A 15,820-nucleotide genomic window follows, 5' to 3' on the forward strand; every position below is an offset into this window, starting at 1 on the left:
TCCGGTTTCCGGCGGCCTGCGGGCCCACTGATCAACAATGGTGTCACCTGACCTGCTTGTGACCAGAAGGACCTGACCATGCAACCGAACGCCCGGACCCCGCGCCGCGTCGAGTTCGTACTCGATCTCATCTGCGTCCACTCCTACATAGCCTTAACCCGCTTCTCCCGTGCCGTGAAGCGGTACCGCGACTCCGGGGGCGAGGCCGAGGTCGTCTTCCGCCCCTACCAACTCGCGCCCGAGACGCCGCCCACCGGCAGGCCCCTCTTCGAGGTCCACAAGGAGTCCTTCGGTGAGGAGAAGGCCCGAGCCATCGCGCAGGACACCGGCTTCGGAGCCGAGGACGGGCTGAGCCTGAACTTCGAACGCGCCGTGTACACCAACACGTTCGAGGCGCACCTGCTGCTCGCCGACGCGGCCGGCCAGGGCCTGGGCGAGGCCATGGCCGAGCGGCTCTTCCGCGCCTACCTGACGGACGGACTGAACATCGGCGATCCCTCCACCCTCGCTCACCTGGCCGACGAGATCGGCGTCGTACGCAGTGAGGACGGAGCCACGGCCCTGCGTGCCGAACTGGACGGCGTGCGCAGGCTCGGCGTCGGCGCCGTGCCCCTCGTCCTCTTCGACGGCGGTCCGGCCCTGAGCGGAGCGCAGCCAGAGGCCGTCTATCTCCACGCCCTCAACACGCCGCCGGCTCCGTCCGCCCGACGCTGAACACGGACACCTCCACCTCCTGGCCGCGGTCCTGACTCCGCCCTCGGCGCGGACGTCAGGACCTACGTGTGGGCGGACGGGGGGTCCGGCTCGGCAATGGCACTCCTGAGCTCTGGGTGATGCCGACCAAAGCGCGCAAGGGTGATGCGGCCGACCTGAAGGGCGTCAAGGTCGACGACTACACCGTCTCGGGCGGTGCAGCCCACCCGCCGGCACCCCGTACTACGTGGACATCAAGTTCGACAACGGGTCGGGCGAGGATTTTGACTGCGCCGCCGCGGAGGGAGGGCACCTCCTCAGAAGGAGGCGACTTGGAGCAGCTTTACGTCAGAAAGCCGTGGCCGTTCACCCCTTGCCCCGAGAGCGACGACGCAGGAGACGTGAACTCCGATGGTCTTCTGGGCCAGGGCGAGTCAATGACCACGTGCGCCCTGTTCGTCGCATGCCCTCCTCGGCGGCCGAGGAGCTGAAGCGTTTCGAGGCGTTTCCGCCGGTGAAGGTGGAGCTCCCATGGGGGAAACCGGAGGCGGAGGGACAGCGGAGGAAGTTCTCCCTGCTGCTCACCACACGATTGGCTTCCACGTGCTCCGGCACACCTATGCCTCGATCGTGCTGGAGGCGGGAGGGTCCGTCGTGACCGTGGCGCGGTTGCGGGCACTCCTCGCCGGCGATCACCCTCGGTTACTATGCTCACTTCATGCCGGAGGCCGGAAGCAAGGGGCGGACGGCCATTGACGGGACTGCTGGGGAGGCAGGGAGATCTGCATGCCGGTCGAAACTTCCCAGATTCTCCCCAGGGCTGACGATGCGCGATTCCCGCTGTTCGGCACCTCCGGGAACGGCCATGGATTGCAAGGCCTAACAGGTGGGTGACCTAAGGAAATGATGAGAGAGGTCACTGCGACCCGCTACATAGAACCTCTGCGATCCGGCGGCTCCGTCCCCGGGATCGTCGAGGCGGACGACCTCGGCACGTACGTCGTGAAGTTCACCGGCTCCGCGCAGGGCCGCAAGGCGCTGGTCGCCGAGGTGATCGTGGGGGAGCTGGCCCGCGCGCTCGGGCTGCGCTTCCCCGAGCTGGTGCTGGTGCACTTCGACCCGGTGATCGCGCGGGACGAGCCGCATCAGGAGGTGCGGGACCTGCACGCGGCCAGCGCGGGCGTGAACCTCGGCATGGACTACCTGCCGGGCGCCCGGGACTTCACGCCGGAGATCGCGCGGGTCTTCCCCGTCGATCCCCTGGAGGCGGGCAGGATCGTCTGGCTCGACGCCCTGACCGTGAACGTGGACCGGACGGTGCACAGCTCCAACCTGATGGTCTGGCCCACCCTCGGCGTCGCGCCCCCGCGCCTGTGGCTGATCGACCACGGCGCCGCGCTCGTCTTCCACCACCGCTGGGAGGGCACCGACCCCGCCAAGGCCTACGACTTCCGGCACCACGCCCTCGGCCACTACGGGCCCGACGTCCGGGCCGCCGACGCCGAGCTCGCGCCCAAGGTGACCGAGGAGCTGCTGCGCCGGATCCTCGCGGAGGTCCCGGACGCCTGGCTCGCGGACGAGCCGGGCTTCGCCGGCGCGGAGGAGGCACGCGAGGCGTACGTGTCGTACCTCCACGCGCGCGTGCGGGCCTCCGAGGCCTGGCTGCCCACCGACTTCCCCAGCCGGGAGGAGCTCGCCGCCGAGCAAGCCCTCCGGGCGGCGCGGAACCAGCAAGGACGCCCCGCGTGGCTCAGGCAGGTCCCCGACCTGCACGGCAAGCCCGCGGCCGAACAGGATTGGTCGGTGCACCTCGGATGAGTGGCCGTGTCGAGATCGAGTACTGCACCCAGTGCCGCTGGCTGCCCCGCGCGGCCTGGCTGGCGCAGGAACTGCTCACGACCTTCGAGTCCGAGCTGACGGAACTGGCCCTGAAGCCGGGCACGGGCGGGGTGTTCGTCGTACGCGTCGGCGACGAGGTCGTCTGGGACCGCCGCGAGCAGGGTTTCCCCGAGCCGACGGCCGTGAAGCGGGCCGTACGCGACCGAGTGGCCCCGGGGAAGCCCCTGGGCCACTCGGACAAGCCGTCCGCCGAGCCGTCCGCGGACTGAGTCAGCCCTTGAGCTGCTCGTACGCCGGGAGCGTCAGGAAGTCGGCGTAGTCCTCGTCGAGGGAGACCGTCAGCAGCAGGTCGTGTGCCTGCTGCCAGTTGCCGGCCGCGAAGGCCTCCTCGCCGATCTCGGCCTTGATGTTCGCGAGTTCCTCGGTGGCGACCTTGCGGGCCAGGTCGGCGGTGACCTTCTCGCCGTTGTCGAGAACGACACCCGCGTTGATCCACTGCCAGATCTGGGAGCGGGAGATCTCGGCGGTGGCGGCGTCCTCCATCAGGTTGAAGATCGCGACCGCGCCGAGTCCGCGCAGCCAGGCCTCGATGTAACGGATTCCGACCTGCACGGCGTTGACCAGGCCCGCGTACGAGGGCTTCGCGTCCAGGGAGTCGACGGCGATCAGGTCGGCCGCCTTGACGTCGACGTCCTCGCGCAGGCGGTCCTTCTGGTTGGGCTTGTCCCCGAGGACCTTGTCGAAGGACTCCATGGCGATCGGCACCAGGTCGGGGTGGGCGACCCAGGAGCCGTCGAAACCGTCGTTCGCCTCGCGGTCCTTGTCGGCGCGGACCTTCTCGAAGGCGACCTTGTTGACCTCCGCGTCCCGGCGGGACGGGATGAACGCCGCCATGCCGCCGATCGCGTGCGCGCCGCGCTTGTGGCAGGTGCGGACGAGGAGTTCGGTGTACGCGCGCATGAACGGGGCCGTCATCGTCACCGCGTTGCGGTCCGGCAGGACGAACTTGGCGCCGCCGTCCCGGAAGTTCTTGACGATCGAGAACAGGTAGTCCCAGCGGCCCGCGTTCAGCCCGGAGGCGTGGTCGCGCAGCTCGTAGAGGATCTCCTCCATCTCGTACGCGGCCGTGATCGTCTCGATCAGCACGGTCGCGCGGACCGTGCCCTGCGGAACGCCGACGTACTCCTGCGCGAAGACGAAGACCTCGTTCCAGAGGCGGGCCTCCAGGTGCGACTCCGTCTTGGGGAGGTAGAAGTACGGGCCCTTGCCCAGGCCCAGCAGGCGCTTGGCGTTGTGGAAGAAGTACAGGCCGAAGTCGACGAGTGCGCCGGGCACCGGGGTGCCGTCCGCGTCGACGAGGTGACGCTCGTTCAGGTGCCAGCCGCGCGGGCGCATGACGACCGTGGCGAGTTCCTCGTTCGCCTTCAGGGCGTACGACTTGCCCGACTTCGGGTCCGTGAAGTCGATGTTGCGGGTGTAGGCGTCGATCAGGTTGAGCTGGCCGAGGACCACGTTCTCCCAGGTGGGCGCGGAGGCGTCCTCGAAGTCCGCGAGCCACACCTTGGCGCCCGAGTTGAGGGCGTTGATGGTCATCTTGCGGTCGGTGGGGCCGGTGATCTCGACGCGCCGGTCGTTCAGGGCGTCGGGGGCCGGGGCGACCTTCCAGGAGTCGTCGGCGCGGATCGCGGCGGTCTCCGGGAGGAAGTCGAGCGTGGAGGTGCGGGCGATCTCGGCGCGGCGCTCGGCGCGGCGGGCGAGGAGCTCGTCACGCCGGGGCGTGAACCGCCGGTGCAGCTCGGCCACGAAGGCGAGCGCCGCTTCGGTGAGGACCTCCTCCTGCCGGGGCAGGGGCTCGGCGTCGACGATGGCCAGCGGGGACGGCGCTGGTGCGGACATGAACTGTCACTTCCTTCAGCGAGCTACGAAGACGAACCGGCGGTTCGGCACCGGGTGCCAGTCTTCCCGGATACGGCGTTCGGCGCCCGCGCGGAGCCCTCGGGCGCTTCTGAACAGTGGATACTAGTTTCCTCATGGTGGAAGTTCAATCGTCTGTTGATGTCGAGATTCTCTGGGTCGAGGCAAGGTGGCGCTCCGTGCCACCCCGCTCACTCAAGGTGGGTCAGATCGGCCTCCGTGTCGATGTCGAAGGGCCGGGCCACGTCCCCGCACTCGACGAGCGTGATCCCCGGCTCGTGCTCCTTCAGGTAGGCGCGTGCCCCCCGGTCCCCGGTAGCAGTCGCTGCGATGCCGGCCCAGTGGGCGGCACCGAACAGCACCGGATGGCCACGCACTCCGTCGTACGCGGCCGACACCAGTGACCCCTCGCCCTCGTACGCCCCGAGCACCCGGGCCACCGCCTCCGGGCCGATACCGGGCTGGTCGACGAGCGAGACCAGGGCGGCCGCCGCGCCCGTACCGGCGAGCGAGTCCAGCCCGGCCCGCAAGGACGTCCCCATGCCCTGCTCCCATTCGGGGTTACCGACAAGTACGCATCCCGGCAGTGAGGCTCGTGCCCGGACCTCGTCCGCCCGTGCGCCCAGCACCACATGGACCCGCTCGCAGCCGCCCTCGCGCAACACCCGCACCGCGTGCTCCACGAGGGGGCGTCCCCGGTGGGTGAGCAGCGCCTTGGGACGCCCGCCGAGCCGCCGCCCGCCCCCGGCGGCGAGCAGCACCCCCGCAACCGCACGCGCCCTGTTCGTCGTCTCCCGTGTCGTCATGGGTCCTGCATACCGCACGACCTCGGGCCGAGAAGTTACGCAGCGGAGCAAGTCGATGACGCAATGGACTGGCGCCTGGTGGCCCGCGTCGTTTACTGTCGCCCGCACCGACCGGCCGGGCGGCCGGCCGGTGCCCGGTGTGGGGGACTTCGCGTCGGAAGGGCACGCGCACGACGGAGTGCGAGGGGGAGGACTGTGTTGCGGAGCGTTGAGCAGAGGCGGCAGGGGCCTGTGACCGGCGGCGACGAGGATCCGCGCGTGACGGAGCTGCGCTCCGCCGTCGCCCGGCTGCGTCGCCGGCTCGCCGCCCATCCCGGAGAATTCGCCGACCGGACCATCGCCGAGGAGGAACTGGCCGCCCTCGACGCGATGGCGGCCGACGGCACCCCCGAGATCCCGAGGCTGCGCCGCTCCCTCCTGCTGATCGCGGGCGCGATCGGCTCGGTGAGCGCGCTGGCCCCGGACCTGGCGGAGGTCCGCCGCGCCGTGGACCTCTTCGGCGGGCCGGTGCGGGGGCAGGGCTAGGGCAGGGGTCGACTGGGCTGGGGCGGGCTCGTCAGAGCCGGGCTCAGGTCACCGTAGCTCGCGTGCGAGGGCCGGGGCTCTTGCGGTCCGGGCTCCAAGTGGCCGGTGGGGCACGTCGATCTGGCGGGCCCGGCGTGCGACGGCCGTGTCGACGGGGCGCGAGGGTTCGCGGGGCCGCGTCCATCGGGCGACCCCGGGTGCGGCGGCCGTGTCGACCGGATGCCAAGGGTCTGCGGGGTCACGTCGATCGGACGACCCCGGCGTGCGGCCGCCGTGCCGCGTGCGCTGTGGGGTCCGCCCGGTCGTGTCGCAAAGCGCTTCAGGATCTACCCGGGCCGTGTCGCAAGGTGCTCCGGAGTCCGCCGGTCGTGTCGCGGGATGATCCGGCGTCCGCCCGGGCCGTCTCGCGGGACGATCATCGCGTACTGCGGCCGCGTCGCGAGTCGCTCCGGAGCCGCTGGCCCGCGGGGCGCCGTGGAGTCCGCCCGGCTGTGTCGTGGGACGATCCGGCGTCCGCCGGGTCTATCGCGAGGCCCCCTGAGTCCCGCCCGGCCGGCGCCCCGCGCCCGTCCAGCCCGTGGGCGTCAATCCCTCATGGGAGTCAATCCCTCACGCGGGGCTCTGGCTGGCCAGGGCCTCGGAGAGTTCGCCGGCGACCTGCTGGAGGACCGGCACGATCTTCTCCGTCGCCGCCTCCGTGACCCGGCCCGCCGGGCCGGAGATGGAAATGGCCGCGGCGGTGGGGGAGTCCGGCACCGAGACCGCCAGGCAGCGGACGCCGATCTCCTGCTCGTTGTCGTCGATCGCGTAGCCCTGGCGGCGCACGTCCTCCAGCGCCGCGAGGAACCCGTCGGGCGTCGTGATGGTCTTCTCCGTCGCGGCGGGCATGCCCGTACGGGTCAGCAGGGCGCGCACCTCCTCCGGCGGGAAACCGGCGAGCAGGGCCTTGCCCACGCCCGTGGAGTGCGGCAGCACGCGCCGGCCGACCTCCGTGAACATGCGCATCGAGTGCTTCGACGGCACCTGCGCCACGTAGACGATCTCGTCCCCGTCCAGCAGCGCCATGTTCGCCGTCTCGCCGGTCTCCTCGACCAGCCGGGCGAGATAGGGCCGTGCCCAGGTGCCCAGCAGCCGGGAGGCGGACTCGCCGAGGCGGATCAGGCGCGGGCCCAGCGCGTACCGGCGGTTGGGCTGCTGTCGTACGTACCCGCAGGCCACAAGCGTGCGCATCAGGCGGTGGATGGTCGGCAGGGGCAGCCCACTGCTCGCGGACAGCTCGCTCAGGCCGACCTCGCCACCCGCGTCCGCCATCCGCTCGAGCAGGTCGAAGGCGCGCTCCAGGGACTGGACCCCGCCGTTGGCGGAGGACCGGGCGGAGTCGGTGGTGCTGGCGCTGGACGTCGGCACGGCGCGTTCCTTTCGGGACTGGCGGAAGAGCAGAAGCCTACCCGGCAGTCGGTTGACTCCCCGCTTGTACGTAGCTACGTTCTGCGTACTGGAAGTCTAATTCCGCTTTGTGGAAACGTCCAGGTGTGGTTGCGTGGAGGGTGCAGTGGTCAGTGTGCCCTTGACGGCGTGGAAGAGGGAGTGAAGACTTCTTCAACAGAAAGTTGAATTCCATTTCGTGGAAGTAAGTGGAACTAAGGGGTTCGGGTGTCCGACGCTGAACTGGTGCTTCGCTCGACGCGTGTCATCACTCCCGAGGGGGCGCGCGCCGCATCGGTCGCGGTCGCCGCCGGCACGATCACGGCCGTCCTCCCGTACGACGCACCCGTACCGGAGAGCGCCCGCCTGGAGGACCTGGGCGACCACGTCCTGCTGCCCGGCCTGGTCGACACCCACGTGCACGTCAACGACCCCGGCCGCACCGAGTGGGAGGGCTTCTGGACCGCCACCCGCGCCGCGGCGGCCGGCGGCATCACCACCCTCGTCGACATGCCCCTCAACTCCCTCCCGCCCACCACGACCGTCGCGCACCTGCGGACCAAGCGGCAGGTCGCCGCCGACAAGGCGCACATCGACGTCGGTTTCTGGGGCGGCGCCCTGCCGGACAACATCAAGGACCTGCGCCCGCTGCACGAGGCCGGCGTCTTCGGCTTCAAGGCGTTCCTGTCGCCGTCCGGCGTGGACGAGTTCCCGCACCTGGAGCGGGATCCGCTCGCCCGCACCATGGCCGAGATCGCCGCCTTCGACGGCCTGCTCATCGTGCACGCCGAGGACCCCCACCTCCTCGCCTCCGCTCCCCAGCAGCCCGGCCCCAGGTACGCCGACTTCCTCGCCTCCCGGCCCCGGGACGCCGAGGACACCGCCATCGCCCAGCTCATCCGCGAGGCGAAGGCCCTCCACGCGCGCGTGCACGTCCTGCACCTGTCCTCCAGCGACGCCCTGCCGATGATCGCCGAGGCGCGGGCGGAGGGCGTCCGCATCACCGTGGAGACCTGCCCCCACTACCTGACTCTCACCGCCGAGGAAGTCCCCGACGGAGCCAGCGAGTTCAAGTGCTGCCCGCCGATCCGCGAGGCCGCCAACCAGGACCTGCTCTGGCAGGCGCTGGCCGACGGCACCATCGACTGCGTCGTCACCGACCACTCCCCGTCCACCGCCGACCTGAAGACCGACGACTTCGCCACGGCCTGGGGCGGCATCTCCGGGCTCCAGCTGAGCCTGGCGGCGGTGTGGACCGAGGCCCGCGAGCGCGGGCACGGCCTGGAGGACGTGGTCCGCTGGATGTCCACGCGGACGTCCGAACTCGTCGGGCTCGACGACCGCAAGGGCGCCATCGCGGCGGGCCGCGACGCCGACTTCGCCGTCCTCGCCCCCGACGAGACCTTCACCGTCGACCCGGCGGCCCTCCAGCACCGCAACCACGTCACGGCCTACGCGGGCCGGACCCTGTACGGCGTCGTGAAGTCCACCTGGCTGCGCGGGCAGCGGATCGTCGCGGACGGCGAGTTCACCGAGCCGAAGGGCCGACTTCTCACCAGGCAGCCGTAGACCTCCCCGCACCCGTCCACACCGGCCGACTCCCGAAAGGCACCTATCCCGTGACGGCGATTCCCAGCTTCACCGGCGACGCGAACCCCTACGGAGGCGGCGACCCGTACGCGGACTACCGCACCGCCGACTTCCCCTTCACCCAGTACGCCAACCTCGCCGACCGGCGTCTCGGAGCCGGTGTCATCGCCGCCAACGACGAGTTCTTCGCCCAGCGCGAGAATCTGCTGGTGCCCGAGCGCGCCGAGTTCGACCCCGAGCACTTCGGGCACAAGGGCAAGATCATGGACGGCTGGGAGACACGCCGCCGCCGGGGCGCCTCCGCCGAGCACCCCTGGCCGACCACCGAGGACCACGACTGGGCGCTGGTCCGCCTCGGCGCCCCGGGCGTGGTCCGGGGGATCGTCGTCGACACGGCCCACTTCCGCGGCAACTACCCGCAGGCCGTGTCCGTCGAGGGCACCTGCGTGCCGGGCTCCCCGTCGCCCGAGGAACTCCTCGGGGACGACGTGAAGTGGACGACCCTGGTCCCGCGCACCCCGGTCGGCGGCCACGCGGCGAACGGTTTCTCCGTCGCGGTCGAGCAGCGCTTCACCCACCTGCGGGTCAAGCAGCACCCCGACGGCGGCATCGCACGCCTGCGCGTGTACGGCGAGGTCGTCCCGGACCCCGCGTGGCTGGAGGTGCTCGGCACCTTCGACGTCGTCGCCCTGGAGAACGGCGGCCAGGCCGAGGACGCCTCCAACCTCTTCTACTCGCCCGCCACCAACACCATCCAGCCGGGCCGCTCCCGCAAGATGGACGACGGCTGGGAGACCCGGCGCCGCCGCGACCAGGGCCACGACTGGATCCGCTACCGGCTGGCCGCCCAGTCCCGGATCCGCGCCCTGGAGATCGACACCGCGTACCTCAAGGGCAACAGCGCCGGCTGGGCCTCGGTGTCCGTGCGCGACGGCGAGGACGGCGAGTGGCGGGAGCTCCTGCCCCGCACCCGCCTCCAGCCCGACACCAACCACCGCTTCGTCCTCCCGGCCCCGGCTGTCGGCACGCACGCGCGCGTGGACATCTTCCCGGACGGCGGCATCTCCCGGCTGCGGCTGTTCGGCTCCCTGACGGAGGACGGTGCGCGGCGCCTCGCGGCGCGTCACCAGGAGCTGGGCGGCTGAGCCGGACCCGCCCCAGGGCGCACCGGCCAAGACAGCACCGGTGCGCCCCCTGCCTCACGCCGCGTGCCCGCCGTCCACGGCGAACTCCGCACCGGTGACGTACGTCGCCCCGGCGAGATACGCCACCATGGACGCCACCTCGTCCGCCGTCCCGAACCGCCCCAGCGCCGTCATCGCCGCCTGGCCGGCCGCGTACGGCCCGTCCGCCGGATTCATGTCGGTGTCGATGGGTCCGGGAAGGACGAGGTTCGCCGTGATCCCGCGCCCGCCCAGCTCCCTGGCCAGGGCCTTGGTCATACCGGCCAGGGCCGCCTTGCTCGTCGCGTAGAGCGTCCCGCCGGGCCCCGGCACGCGCTGGGCCATGCAACTGCCGATCGTGATGATCCGCCCGCCTTCGGCCATGTGCGCGGCGGCGGCCTGCGAGGCCAGGAAGACCCCCCGTACGTTGACGGCGAGGACCCGCTCCACGTCCGCGAGCGACAGGGTCTCCAGCGGCCCGAGCACCCCCACGCCCGCGTTGTTCACCAGGACGTCGAGGCCGCCCAGCGCCTCGGCAGTCGCCGTCACGGCACCGGCCGCCTCGGCGGCGTCGGCCGCGTCCGCGCGCACCGCCACCGCCCGGCGCCCCAGCGCCTCCACGGCCCGCACGACGTCCTCGGCCGCCTCCTTGCCGTTCACATAGCCGACCGCCACGTCCGCGCCCTCCCGGGCCAGCCGCAGGGCCGTCGCCGCTCCGATGCCGCGGCTCGCACCGGTCACGAGAGCCCTCTTGCCGTCGAGGGTTCCTTGAGGATTGCTGAGAGTTCCTTGAGAAGTCATGTGTCCATCCCAGCGCCGGGGCAGCCGGGACGCTGGCGGTGAACGGACATGGAGGCCCACTGCCGGGAGCGGACAGGCGAACGGGGCCCGAGGGGCGCCGTACGGCCCAGCGATGAGTTGCGGGTGCGGAGGGGGTCTGAACCCATGACAACAGGCCCCTTCCGTTCCGGGACAGAAAGGCACCCGCCATGGGCAAGCTCCTCTCCACCCTCTTCGTCACCCTCGACGGCGTCTACCAGGCCCCCGGCGGCCCGCACGAGGACACCCGCGGCGGCTTCACCCACGGGGGCTGGAGCTTCCCGTACGCCGACGAGGACTTCGGCCGGTTCATCAGCGAGGTCTTCGCTCGTCCGCGCGCCTTCCTGCTCGGGCGCCGGACGTACGACATCTTCAGCACGTTCTGGCCGAAGGTGACCGACCCCGCCGATCCGGTCGCCTCGAAACTCAACTCACTGCCGAAGTACGTCCCGTCCTCGACCCTCACGGACCCCGAGTGGGCGGGCACCACCGTGCTCACCGGCGACCTCGCCAAGGAGGTCAGGGCTCTGAAGGAGCGCACCGACGGTGAGATCCAGGTGCACGGCAGCGGCGCCCTCGTCCGGTCCCTGCTGGCGCTCGACCTCGTCGACTCGCTCCATCTGCTGACCTTCCCGGTCGTGCTCGGCGCCGGGTTCCGGCTGTTCCCCGAGGGCGCCGTACCGACCGCCTTCCGGCACGCCGGAGGCAGCGTCACCAGCACGGGCGTCTCGATCCGGACGTACGAGGTGGCGGGCCGCCCGCAGTACGGCGAGTACGCACTGCCGGAGAACGCGTGAACCGCCCCGCCCCGATGCCCTCGCCGACCCGGTGAACAGCGCGTGAGGGCGCCGGGGTGAGGTTAACTTCCCGCTAACTCATCGGACTTGACGGGAAAATCTCCGGGCTTGTCATTGACATGCCACTGTCTACGCGCGTCATCATGTGCGCATGATTTTCCCCCCACGCGCCTCGCGGCTCGGCACAGCAGCCGCCCTCCTGTCCGCCCTCCTCGTCGGCGGCACCGTCTCCGCCACCACGGCCGACGCGGCCCCCACCGCCGTCGGCACCATCTGTTACGGCGACCTGCCGTCCCAGGCCCACGACACGCTCGACCTGATCGAGCAGGGCGGCCCCTTCCCGTTCGAGCAGGACGGCACCGTCTTCCAGAACCGGGAAGGCATCCTGCCGAGCCAGTCGTCCGGCTACTACCACGAGTACACGGTCATCACCCCCGGCTCCTCCACGCGCGGTGCGCGGCGCATCGTGACCGGTGAGGAGAACCGGGAGGACTACTACACGGCCGACCACTACGAGTCGTTCGACCTGGTCGACTACGGCTGCTGAGCCGGGCGGCCACGTCACCGAACGCCGGCCGGAAGTCCGCCCGGGTGCTCAGACGGACTTCCGGCTCCCGGCCGCCGCGAACAGGGCGATGCCCAGCACGAGCAGGGCGACGCTCGCGTAGATCTCGTAGCCGTCGAGGAACCCCAGTCGTTGCACGAGGCCCCAGTTCCAGTCGGTGAACTTGTGTACCAGGCCCGCCACGCCCTGTACGAGGGCGAGGAAGCCGAGAATCTCCAGTACCTGCTTCATGGCACGAGCCTCGCCCCGCGGGCCCTCACGCACATCGACCTCAGGGCGAGCGTCCGTTGGACGGAAGTCCCTGTTCGGACCCCGCGGGCCGCCTCGAAAGTCTGCGATGCCGTGACTTTGGTCGATGATTCCGGCCGAGGAGAGGTGAACGGGCCCCGGCCTGCGTAGATTTGCCGACCGTGAGTGGTGACGACGCGGGGCAGGTCTCCCCGGTGCTGACGGGCGAGACACCTGCGCTGTTCACCGGGCGCAGATGGTTCATCCCGTCCGCCCTGCTGCACGAACTCGACCCCGACGCCGCACGAGCCGGGCGACGGCCCCGGCGTACAGCCCGCGACTGGGTCGTCGACTTCTCCTGCTTCGTGCTGGCCGTGCTGGTGGGCGCGGCGGCCATAGAGGCTCTCCACGACAACCCCCACGTTTCGGAAGGGCTGGCCGTCATCGACCAGCTGACCGGGGCGCTGGCCTGCGCGGCCGTCTGGCTGCGCCGCCGCTGGCCGCTGGGGCTGGCCGTGGCGATGACTCCCATCACCTTCGTCTCGGACACGGCGGGCGGGGCGGGGGTGATCGCCCTGTTCACCCTCGCCGTGCACCGCCCCTTCCGGTACGTGGCCTGGGTGGGCGGCATCAACGCGGCCCTGGCTCCGCTGTACTACTGGGTGCGCCCCGACGCGGACATCTCCTACCTGGTGAGCGTGCTCTTCGCCGTGCTGCTCACCCTGGCGATCGTCGGCTGGGGCATGTTCGTACGGTCCAAGCGGCAGCTCATGGTGAGCCTCAGGGACCGGGCCCGGCGGGCCGAGACGGAGGCGCGGCTGCGGGCCGAGCAGGCGCAGCGGCTCGCCCGTGAGGCCATCGCGCGCGAGATGCACGACGTGCTCGCCCACCGGCTGACCCTGCTGAGCGTGCACGCGGGTGCCCTGGAGTTCCGGCCCGACGCGCCCCCGGCGGAGACGGCGCGGGCGGCGGGCGTGATCCGGGAGAGCGCGCACGAGGCCCTCCAGGACCTGCGCGAGATCATCGGCGTTCTGCGGGCGGGGGAGCCCGACGACACGGGCCGGCCGCAGCCGACGCTCGCGGGGCTGGACACGCTGGTCGCCGAGTCGCGTGAGGCCGGCATGAAGGTGGCCCTCGACCACCGCGTCGGCGACACCGCCGCCGTTCCGTCCTCCGTCGGCCGCACCGCGTACCGGATCGTCCAGGAGGGCCTGACCAACGCCCGCAAGCACGCGCCCGGCACGGACGTCACGGTGACCGTCACCGGCGCACCGGGCGACGGCCTCACGGTCTCCGTGCGCAACCCGCCCCCCGAGGGCGAGGTGCCACCCGTCCCAGGCTCCGGCCAAGGCCTGATCGGCCTGATGGAGCGAGCGACCCTCGCGGGCGGCCGCCTGGAGCACGGCCACACCCCGGAGGGCGGGTTCGAAGTGCGGGCGTGGCTGCCGTGGGGCTGAGGCGCGGCCTCGCGGATGCTCCCGACTGTCACCAACGTCCCGGGACAGCACACCTGGGCGGCCGGGGAGTCTCCGTGCGGGGCGGCTCGACGCCGGCTCGCCGTGCGGCGGTCTCCCGATGACGTCGCCGTCGGGCGTGTCCGGGGCCGTTTCCGGCTCGGCGTCAACCTGCCGGTCCGCCGTAACCCTTGTGGCCGGTGAGGCGCCCGGCGGATCATGGGCATATGTCGCCTGGTGCACCGCAGTTCGAGGTCTCGTCCGTGCTGAGGGAGGTGAAGACCGTCCGGGTCGAGGGCCTGGTCCGGATCCGTGAGCTCCACGTTCCGCTGCTCCGCAGGGCTGCCGCCGCGCACTCCGCCGCCGTCACCGACGCCTGGCCCGTCGAGGTGGAGAACCTGCTGCGCACGGCCGTGTCCCGGCTCGGCGGGGGCGACCTGGAGCAGGCGGCCGGCTACTCGCTCGGTTTGGCGCCAGGCCTGCGCGACCGCCCGGCGGCGGATCGGCGCCGCCTCGCTGCCCAGGTGTACCGCGTCAGCGTCGAACGCTTCCGCAAGAGCCAGGAGGAGATGGTCCTGGCCCAGATCGCCGAGCAGGTGTGCTGGCTGGCCGGCACCGGACCGCAGCGCACCTCCACGGCCCGGCTCCCGCTCCTCGCCCCGCACCTGCAGCACCGCTCGCTCCGCGTCGGATCCCGGGACGTACTGCTGCACGTGCACCCCGTCGAACTCCTCCGCAACGTCGACGTGATCGTGTCCCCGACCAACACGCACCTCTCCCTGCCGGCGATGTTCAAGGCCTCCGTGTCCGCGTCCCTGCGCCGGGCCGGCGCCGTGCGCGACGCCACCGGGGACGTCACCGCCGACCCCGTGCACGACGCGCTGCTCGGCTGGCGTGCGGCGCACGGGCTGCTGGGCCGCCCCGCGCTCCCCGGCACGGTCGCCCCGACCGAACCGGGCGCCCTCGCCGCCCGGAGGGTCCGCCGCATCTACCACGCGGCCGTCGCCGTCCCACGGCCCGGCACCAACGACTACGACGTCGCCGCCCAGGACGTCGCCACGGCCGCCGCCCGCGCCCTGGCCCTGCTGTCGGAGGAACGCGCCGCCTTCACGCCGCCGTTGCGGTCGATCTGCTTCCCCCTGCTCGGCGCGGGCCGCGGCGGACTGCCCCCGCAGACCAGCGTCAGCGCCCTGTGGACCGCGCTGCACTCCGGTCTCGACGCGGACATGGACATCCACCTGGTCGTCCGCCGCCCCCTGGCCGCCGACCTGCTGGCCGAGACGCTGGGCGCGCGCGAACGGCCCCTGGGCGCACACGCGTTACCCGAAGCCGAGGAGAAAGGGCACGAGTGCGTGTGAATCCCTTCATGGTGCTCGCCGCCGCCGCGGCCGACTGGGACAGGCTGTCCCGCCTGCTCGAACCGGGCACACGGCGGACACTGAGCGAGCGGCTGTCCCGGCTGCGAGACGAGGAAGGCGCGCTGGACCCGGCCGCCGCCGGCCCGGCCGCACGGGCTCTCCTCGATACCCTCCCCGCCGACGAGGCCGCCCGGCTCCAACAGCACGGCGACACGGGGCGGTTCACGGACGCTCCGCAGACTCAGCTGTTTGACGGGTATGCGGCGGCCGACCTCTGCATGCTCGTCCTCGACGGCAACCCCATGGTCGGACCCGTCCTCGGCGCCGTCCGCGAGCGCCTGCTCCGCGAACCCGCCACGCCGTGGACCGAGGGTGCCGACCCGCGGCTGATCACCCTGTCCGGCACGGACGGCCGCAGACGGCTGCCCCTCTTCCAGTTCGAGGCCGGGACCATGCCGTGGCGGATCGTCCTGGAGGTCAACTCCGTCCTGCGCGCCGGCACCGACCCGTGGGGCGCCGCCGACTGGTGGCTGTCCCGCACCACCTGGTGGGACGGCACCCCGGCGGCACTGCTCGGCCGTGGCCGCGACGCCGAACTGCTCGGCGCGGCACGGGAACTGGCCGGCCCGGCGGGGGAGGAGTAG

At 71.8% G+C, this 15,820-nt stretch carries 16 protein-coding genes; 11 read left to right on the forward strand and 5 right to left on the reverse strand.

Annotated elements, in window-relative coordinates:
- The first annotated feature begins 78 nt into the window (after positions 1–78).
- The 3 genes from ACZ6TU_RS15820 (at position 79) to ACZ6TU_RS15830 (ending at position 2,801) form a co-directional block, all read left to right on the forward strand.
- Positions 79–714 carry a DsbA family oxidoreductase gene (locus ACZ6TU_RS15820; RefSeq protein WP_469548823.1) on the forward strand — a complete coding sequence of 212 codons (636 nt, stop codon included), beginning with the start codon at positions 79–81 and terminating at the stop codon, positions 712–714.
- Between the two features lie 882 nt (positions 715–1,596).
- On the forward strand, positions 1,597–2,511 hold the full coding sequence (locus ACZ6TU_RS15825) for a HipA family kinase (RefSeq protein WP_467669931.1): 915 nt from the start codon (positions 1,597–1,599) through the stop codon (positions 2,509–2,511).
- The gene (locus ACZ6TU_RS15830) at positions 2,508–2,801 is read left to right on the forward strand and encodes an Rdx family protein (protein WP_020271934.1); all 294 of its coding nucleotides are present in this window, start codon (positions 2,508–2,510) and stop codon (positions 2,799–2,801) included. Before ACZ6TU_RS15825 ends, ACZ6TU_RS15830 begins: the two co-directional genes overlap by 4 nt.
- Before the next feature lies 1 nt (position 2,802).
- Here the strand turns inward: ACZ6TU_RS15830 and aceB are convergent, their stop codons facing one another.
- Positions 2,803–4,428, reverse strand: a complete 1,626-nt coding sequence (aceB, locus tag ACZ6TU_RS15835) for a malate synthase A (protein WP_467669933.1) — start codon at positions 4,426–4,428, stop codon at positions 2,803–2,805.
- Positions 4,429–4,637: 209 nt separating this feature from the next.
- Positions 4,638–5,252 carry a nucleotidyltransferase family protein gene (locus ACZ6TU_RS15840; RefSeq protein WP_467669935.1) on the reverse strand — a complete coding sequence of 205 codons (615 nt, stop codon included), beginning with the start codon at positions 5,250–5,252 and terminating at the stop codon, positions 4,638–4,640.
- 195 nt (positions 5,253–5,447) lie between these two features.
- Between ACZ6TU_RS15840 and ACZ6TU_RS15845 the strand changes: the two genes are divergently transcribed.
- A complete protein-coding gene (locus tag ACZ6TU_RS15845; protein ID WP_356035446.1) occupies positions 5,448–5,777 on the forward strand; it encodes a DUF5955 family protein in 330 nt (109 codons plus the stop codon).
- 609 nt (positions 5,778–6,386) lie between these two features.
- Here ACZ6TU_RS15845 and ACZ6TU_RS15850 read toward each other — a convergent pair.
- Positions 6,387–7,184 carry an IclR family transcriptional regulator gene (locus ACZ6TU_RS15850; RefSeq protein WP_467669937.1) on the reverse strand — a complete coding sequence of 266 codons (798 nt, stop codon included), beginning with the start codon at positions 7,182–7,184 and terminating at the stop codon, positions 6,387–6,389.
- 246 nt (positions 7,185–7,430) lie between these two features.
- Between ACZ6TU_RS15850 and allB the strand changes: the two genes are divergently transcribed.
- Positions 7,431–8,771 carry an allantoinase AllB gene (gene allB, locus ACZ6TU_RS15855; protein WP_469548829.1) on the forward strand — a complete coding sequence of 447 codons (1,341 nt, stop codon included), beginning with the start codon at positions 7,431–7,433 and terminating at the stop codon, positions 8,769–8,771.
- A gap of 50 nt (positions 8,772–8,821) precedes the next feature.
- Positions 8,822–9,937, forward strand: a complete 1,116-nt coding sequence (alc, locus tag ACZ6TU_RS15860; RefSeq protein ID WP_469548831.1) for an allantoicase — start codon at positions 8,822–8,824, stop codon at positions 9,935–9,937.
- Between the two features lie 54 nt (positions 9,938–9,991).
- Here the strand turns inward: alc and ACZ6TU_RS15865 are convergent, their stop codons facing one another.
- Positions 9,992–10,756, reverse strand: coding sequence for an SDR family oxidoreductase (locus tag ACZ6TU_RS15865; protein WP_469548834.1), 765 nt, complete (start codon positions 10,754–10,756; stop codon positions 9,992–9,994).
- 188 nt (positions 10,757–10,944) lie between these two features.
- On the opposite strand from ACZ6TU_RS15865, the gene ACZ6TU_RS15870 reads away from it, so the two are divergent.
- Together ACZ6TU_RS15870 and ACZ6TU_RS15875 are read left to right on the forward strand one after the other, a co-directional pair.
- Positions 10,945–11,571 (forward strand): dihydrofolate reductase family protein, encoded by a 627-nt coding sequence (locus tag ACZ6TU_RS15870; RefSeq protein WP_469548836.1) that lies wholly within the window; start codon positions 10,945–10,947, stop codon positions 11,569–11,571.
- 151 nt (positions 11,572–11,722) lie between these two features.
- Positions 11,723–12,118: a guanyl-specific ribonuclease gene (locus ACZ6TU_RS15875; RefSeq protein ID WP_469548839.1), complete on the forward strand. Its 396-nt coding sequence runs from the start codon at positions 11,723–11,725 to the stop codon at positions 12,116–12,118.
- Positions 12,119–12,166: 48 nt separating this feature from the next.
- On the opposite strand, the gene ACZ6TU_RS15880 is transcribed toward ACZ6TU_RS15875, so the two are convergent.
- A complete protein-coding gene (locus ACZ6TU_RS15880) occupies positions 12,167–12,367 on the reverse strand; it encodes a hypothetical protein (protein ID WP_467669949.1) in 201 nt (66 codons plus the stop codon).
- Between the two features lie 179 nt (positions 12,368–12,546).
- Here ACZ6TU_RS15880 and ACZ6TU_RS15885 point away from each other — a divergent pair, with 179 nt between their 5' ends.
- From ACZ6TU_RS15885 to ACZ6TU_RS15895, 3 genes are all read left to right on the forward strand, one after another.
- Positions 12,547–13,821 (forward strand): sensor histidine kinase, encoded by a 1,275-nt coding sequence (locus ACZ6TU_RS15885; RefSeq protein ID WP_469548843.1) that lies wholly within the window; start codon positions 12,547–12,549, stop codon positions 13,819–13,821.
- 224 nt (positions 13,822–14,045) lie between these two features.
- Entirely contained in the window at positions 14,046–15,176 is a 1,131-nt protein-coding gene (locus ACZ6TU_RS15890) for a macro domain-containing protein (protein ID WP_469548845.1), read from the forward strand.
- Positions 15,167–15,820 carry a hypothetical protein gene (locus ACZ6TU_RS15895; protein WP_467669954.1) on the forward strand — a complete coding sequence of 218 codons (654 nt, stop codon included), beginning with the start codon at positions 15,167–15,169 and terminating at the stop codon, positions 15,818–15,820. The genes ACZ6TU_RS15890 and ACZ6TU_RS15895 overlap by 10 nt, the downstream gene beginning before the upstream one ends.

The organism is Streptomyces sp. NPDC052064, from assembly GCF_055585925.1.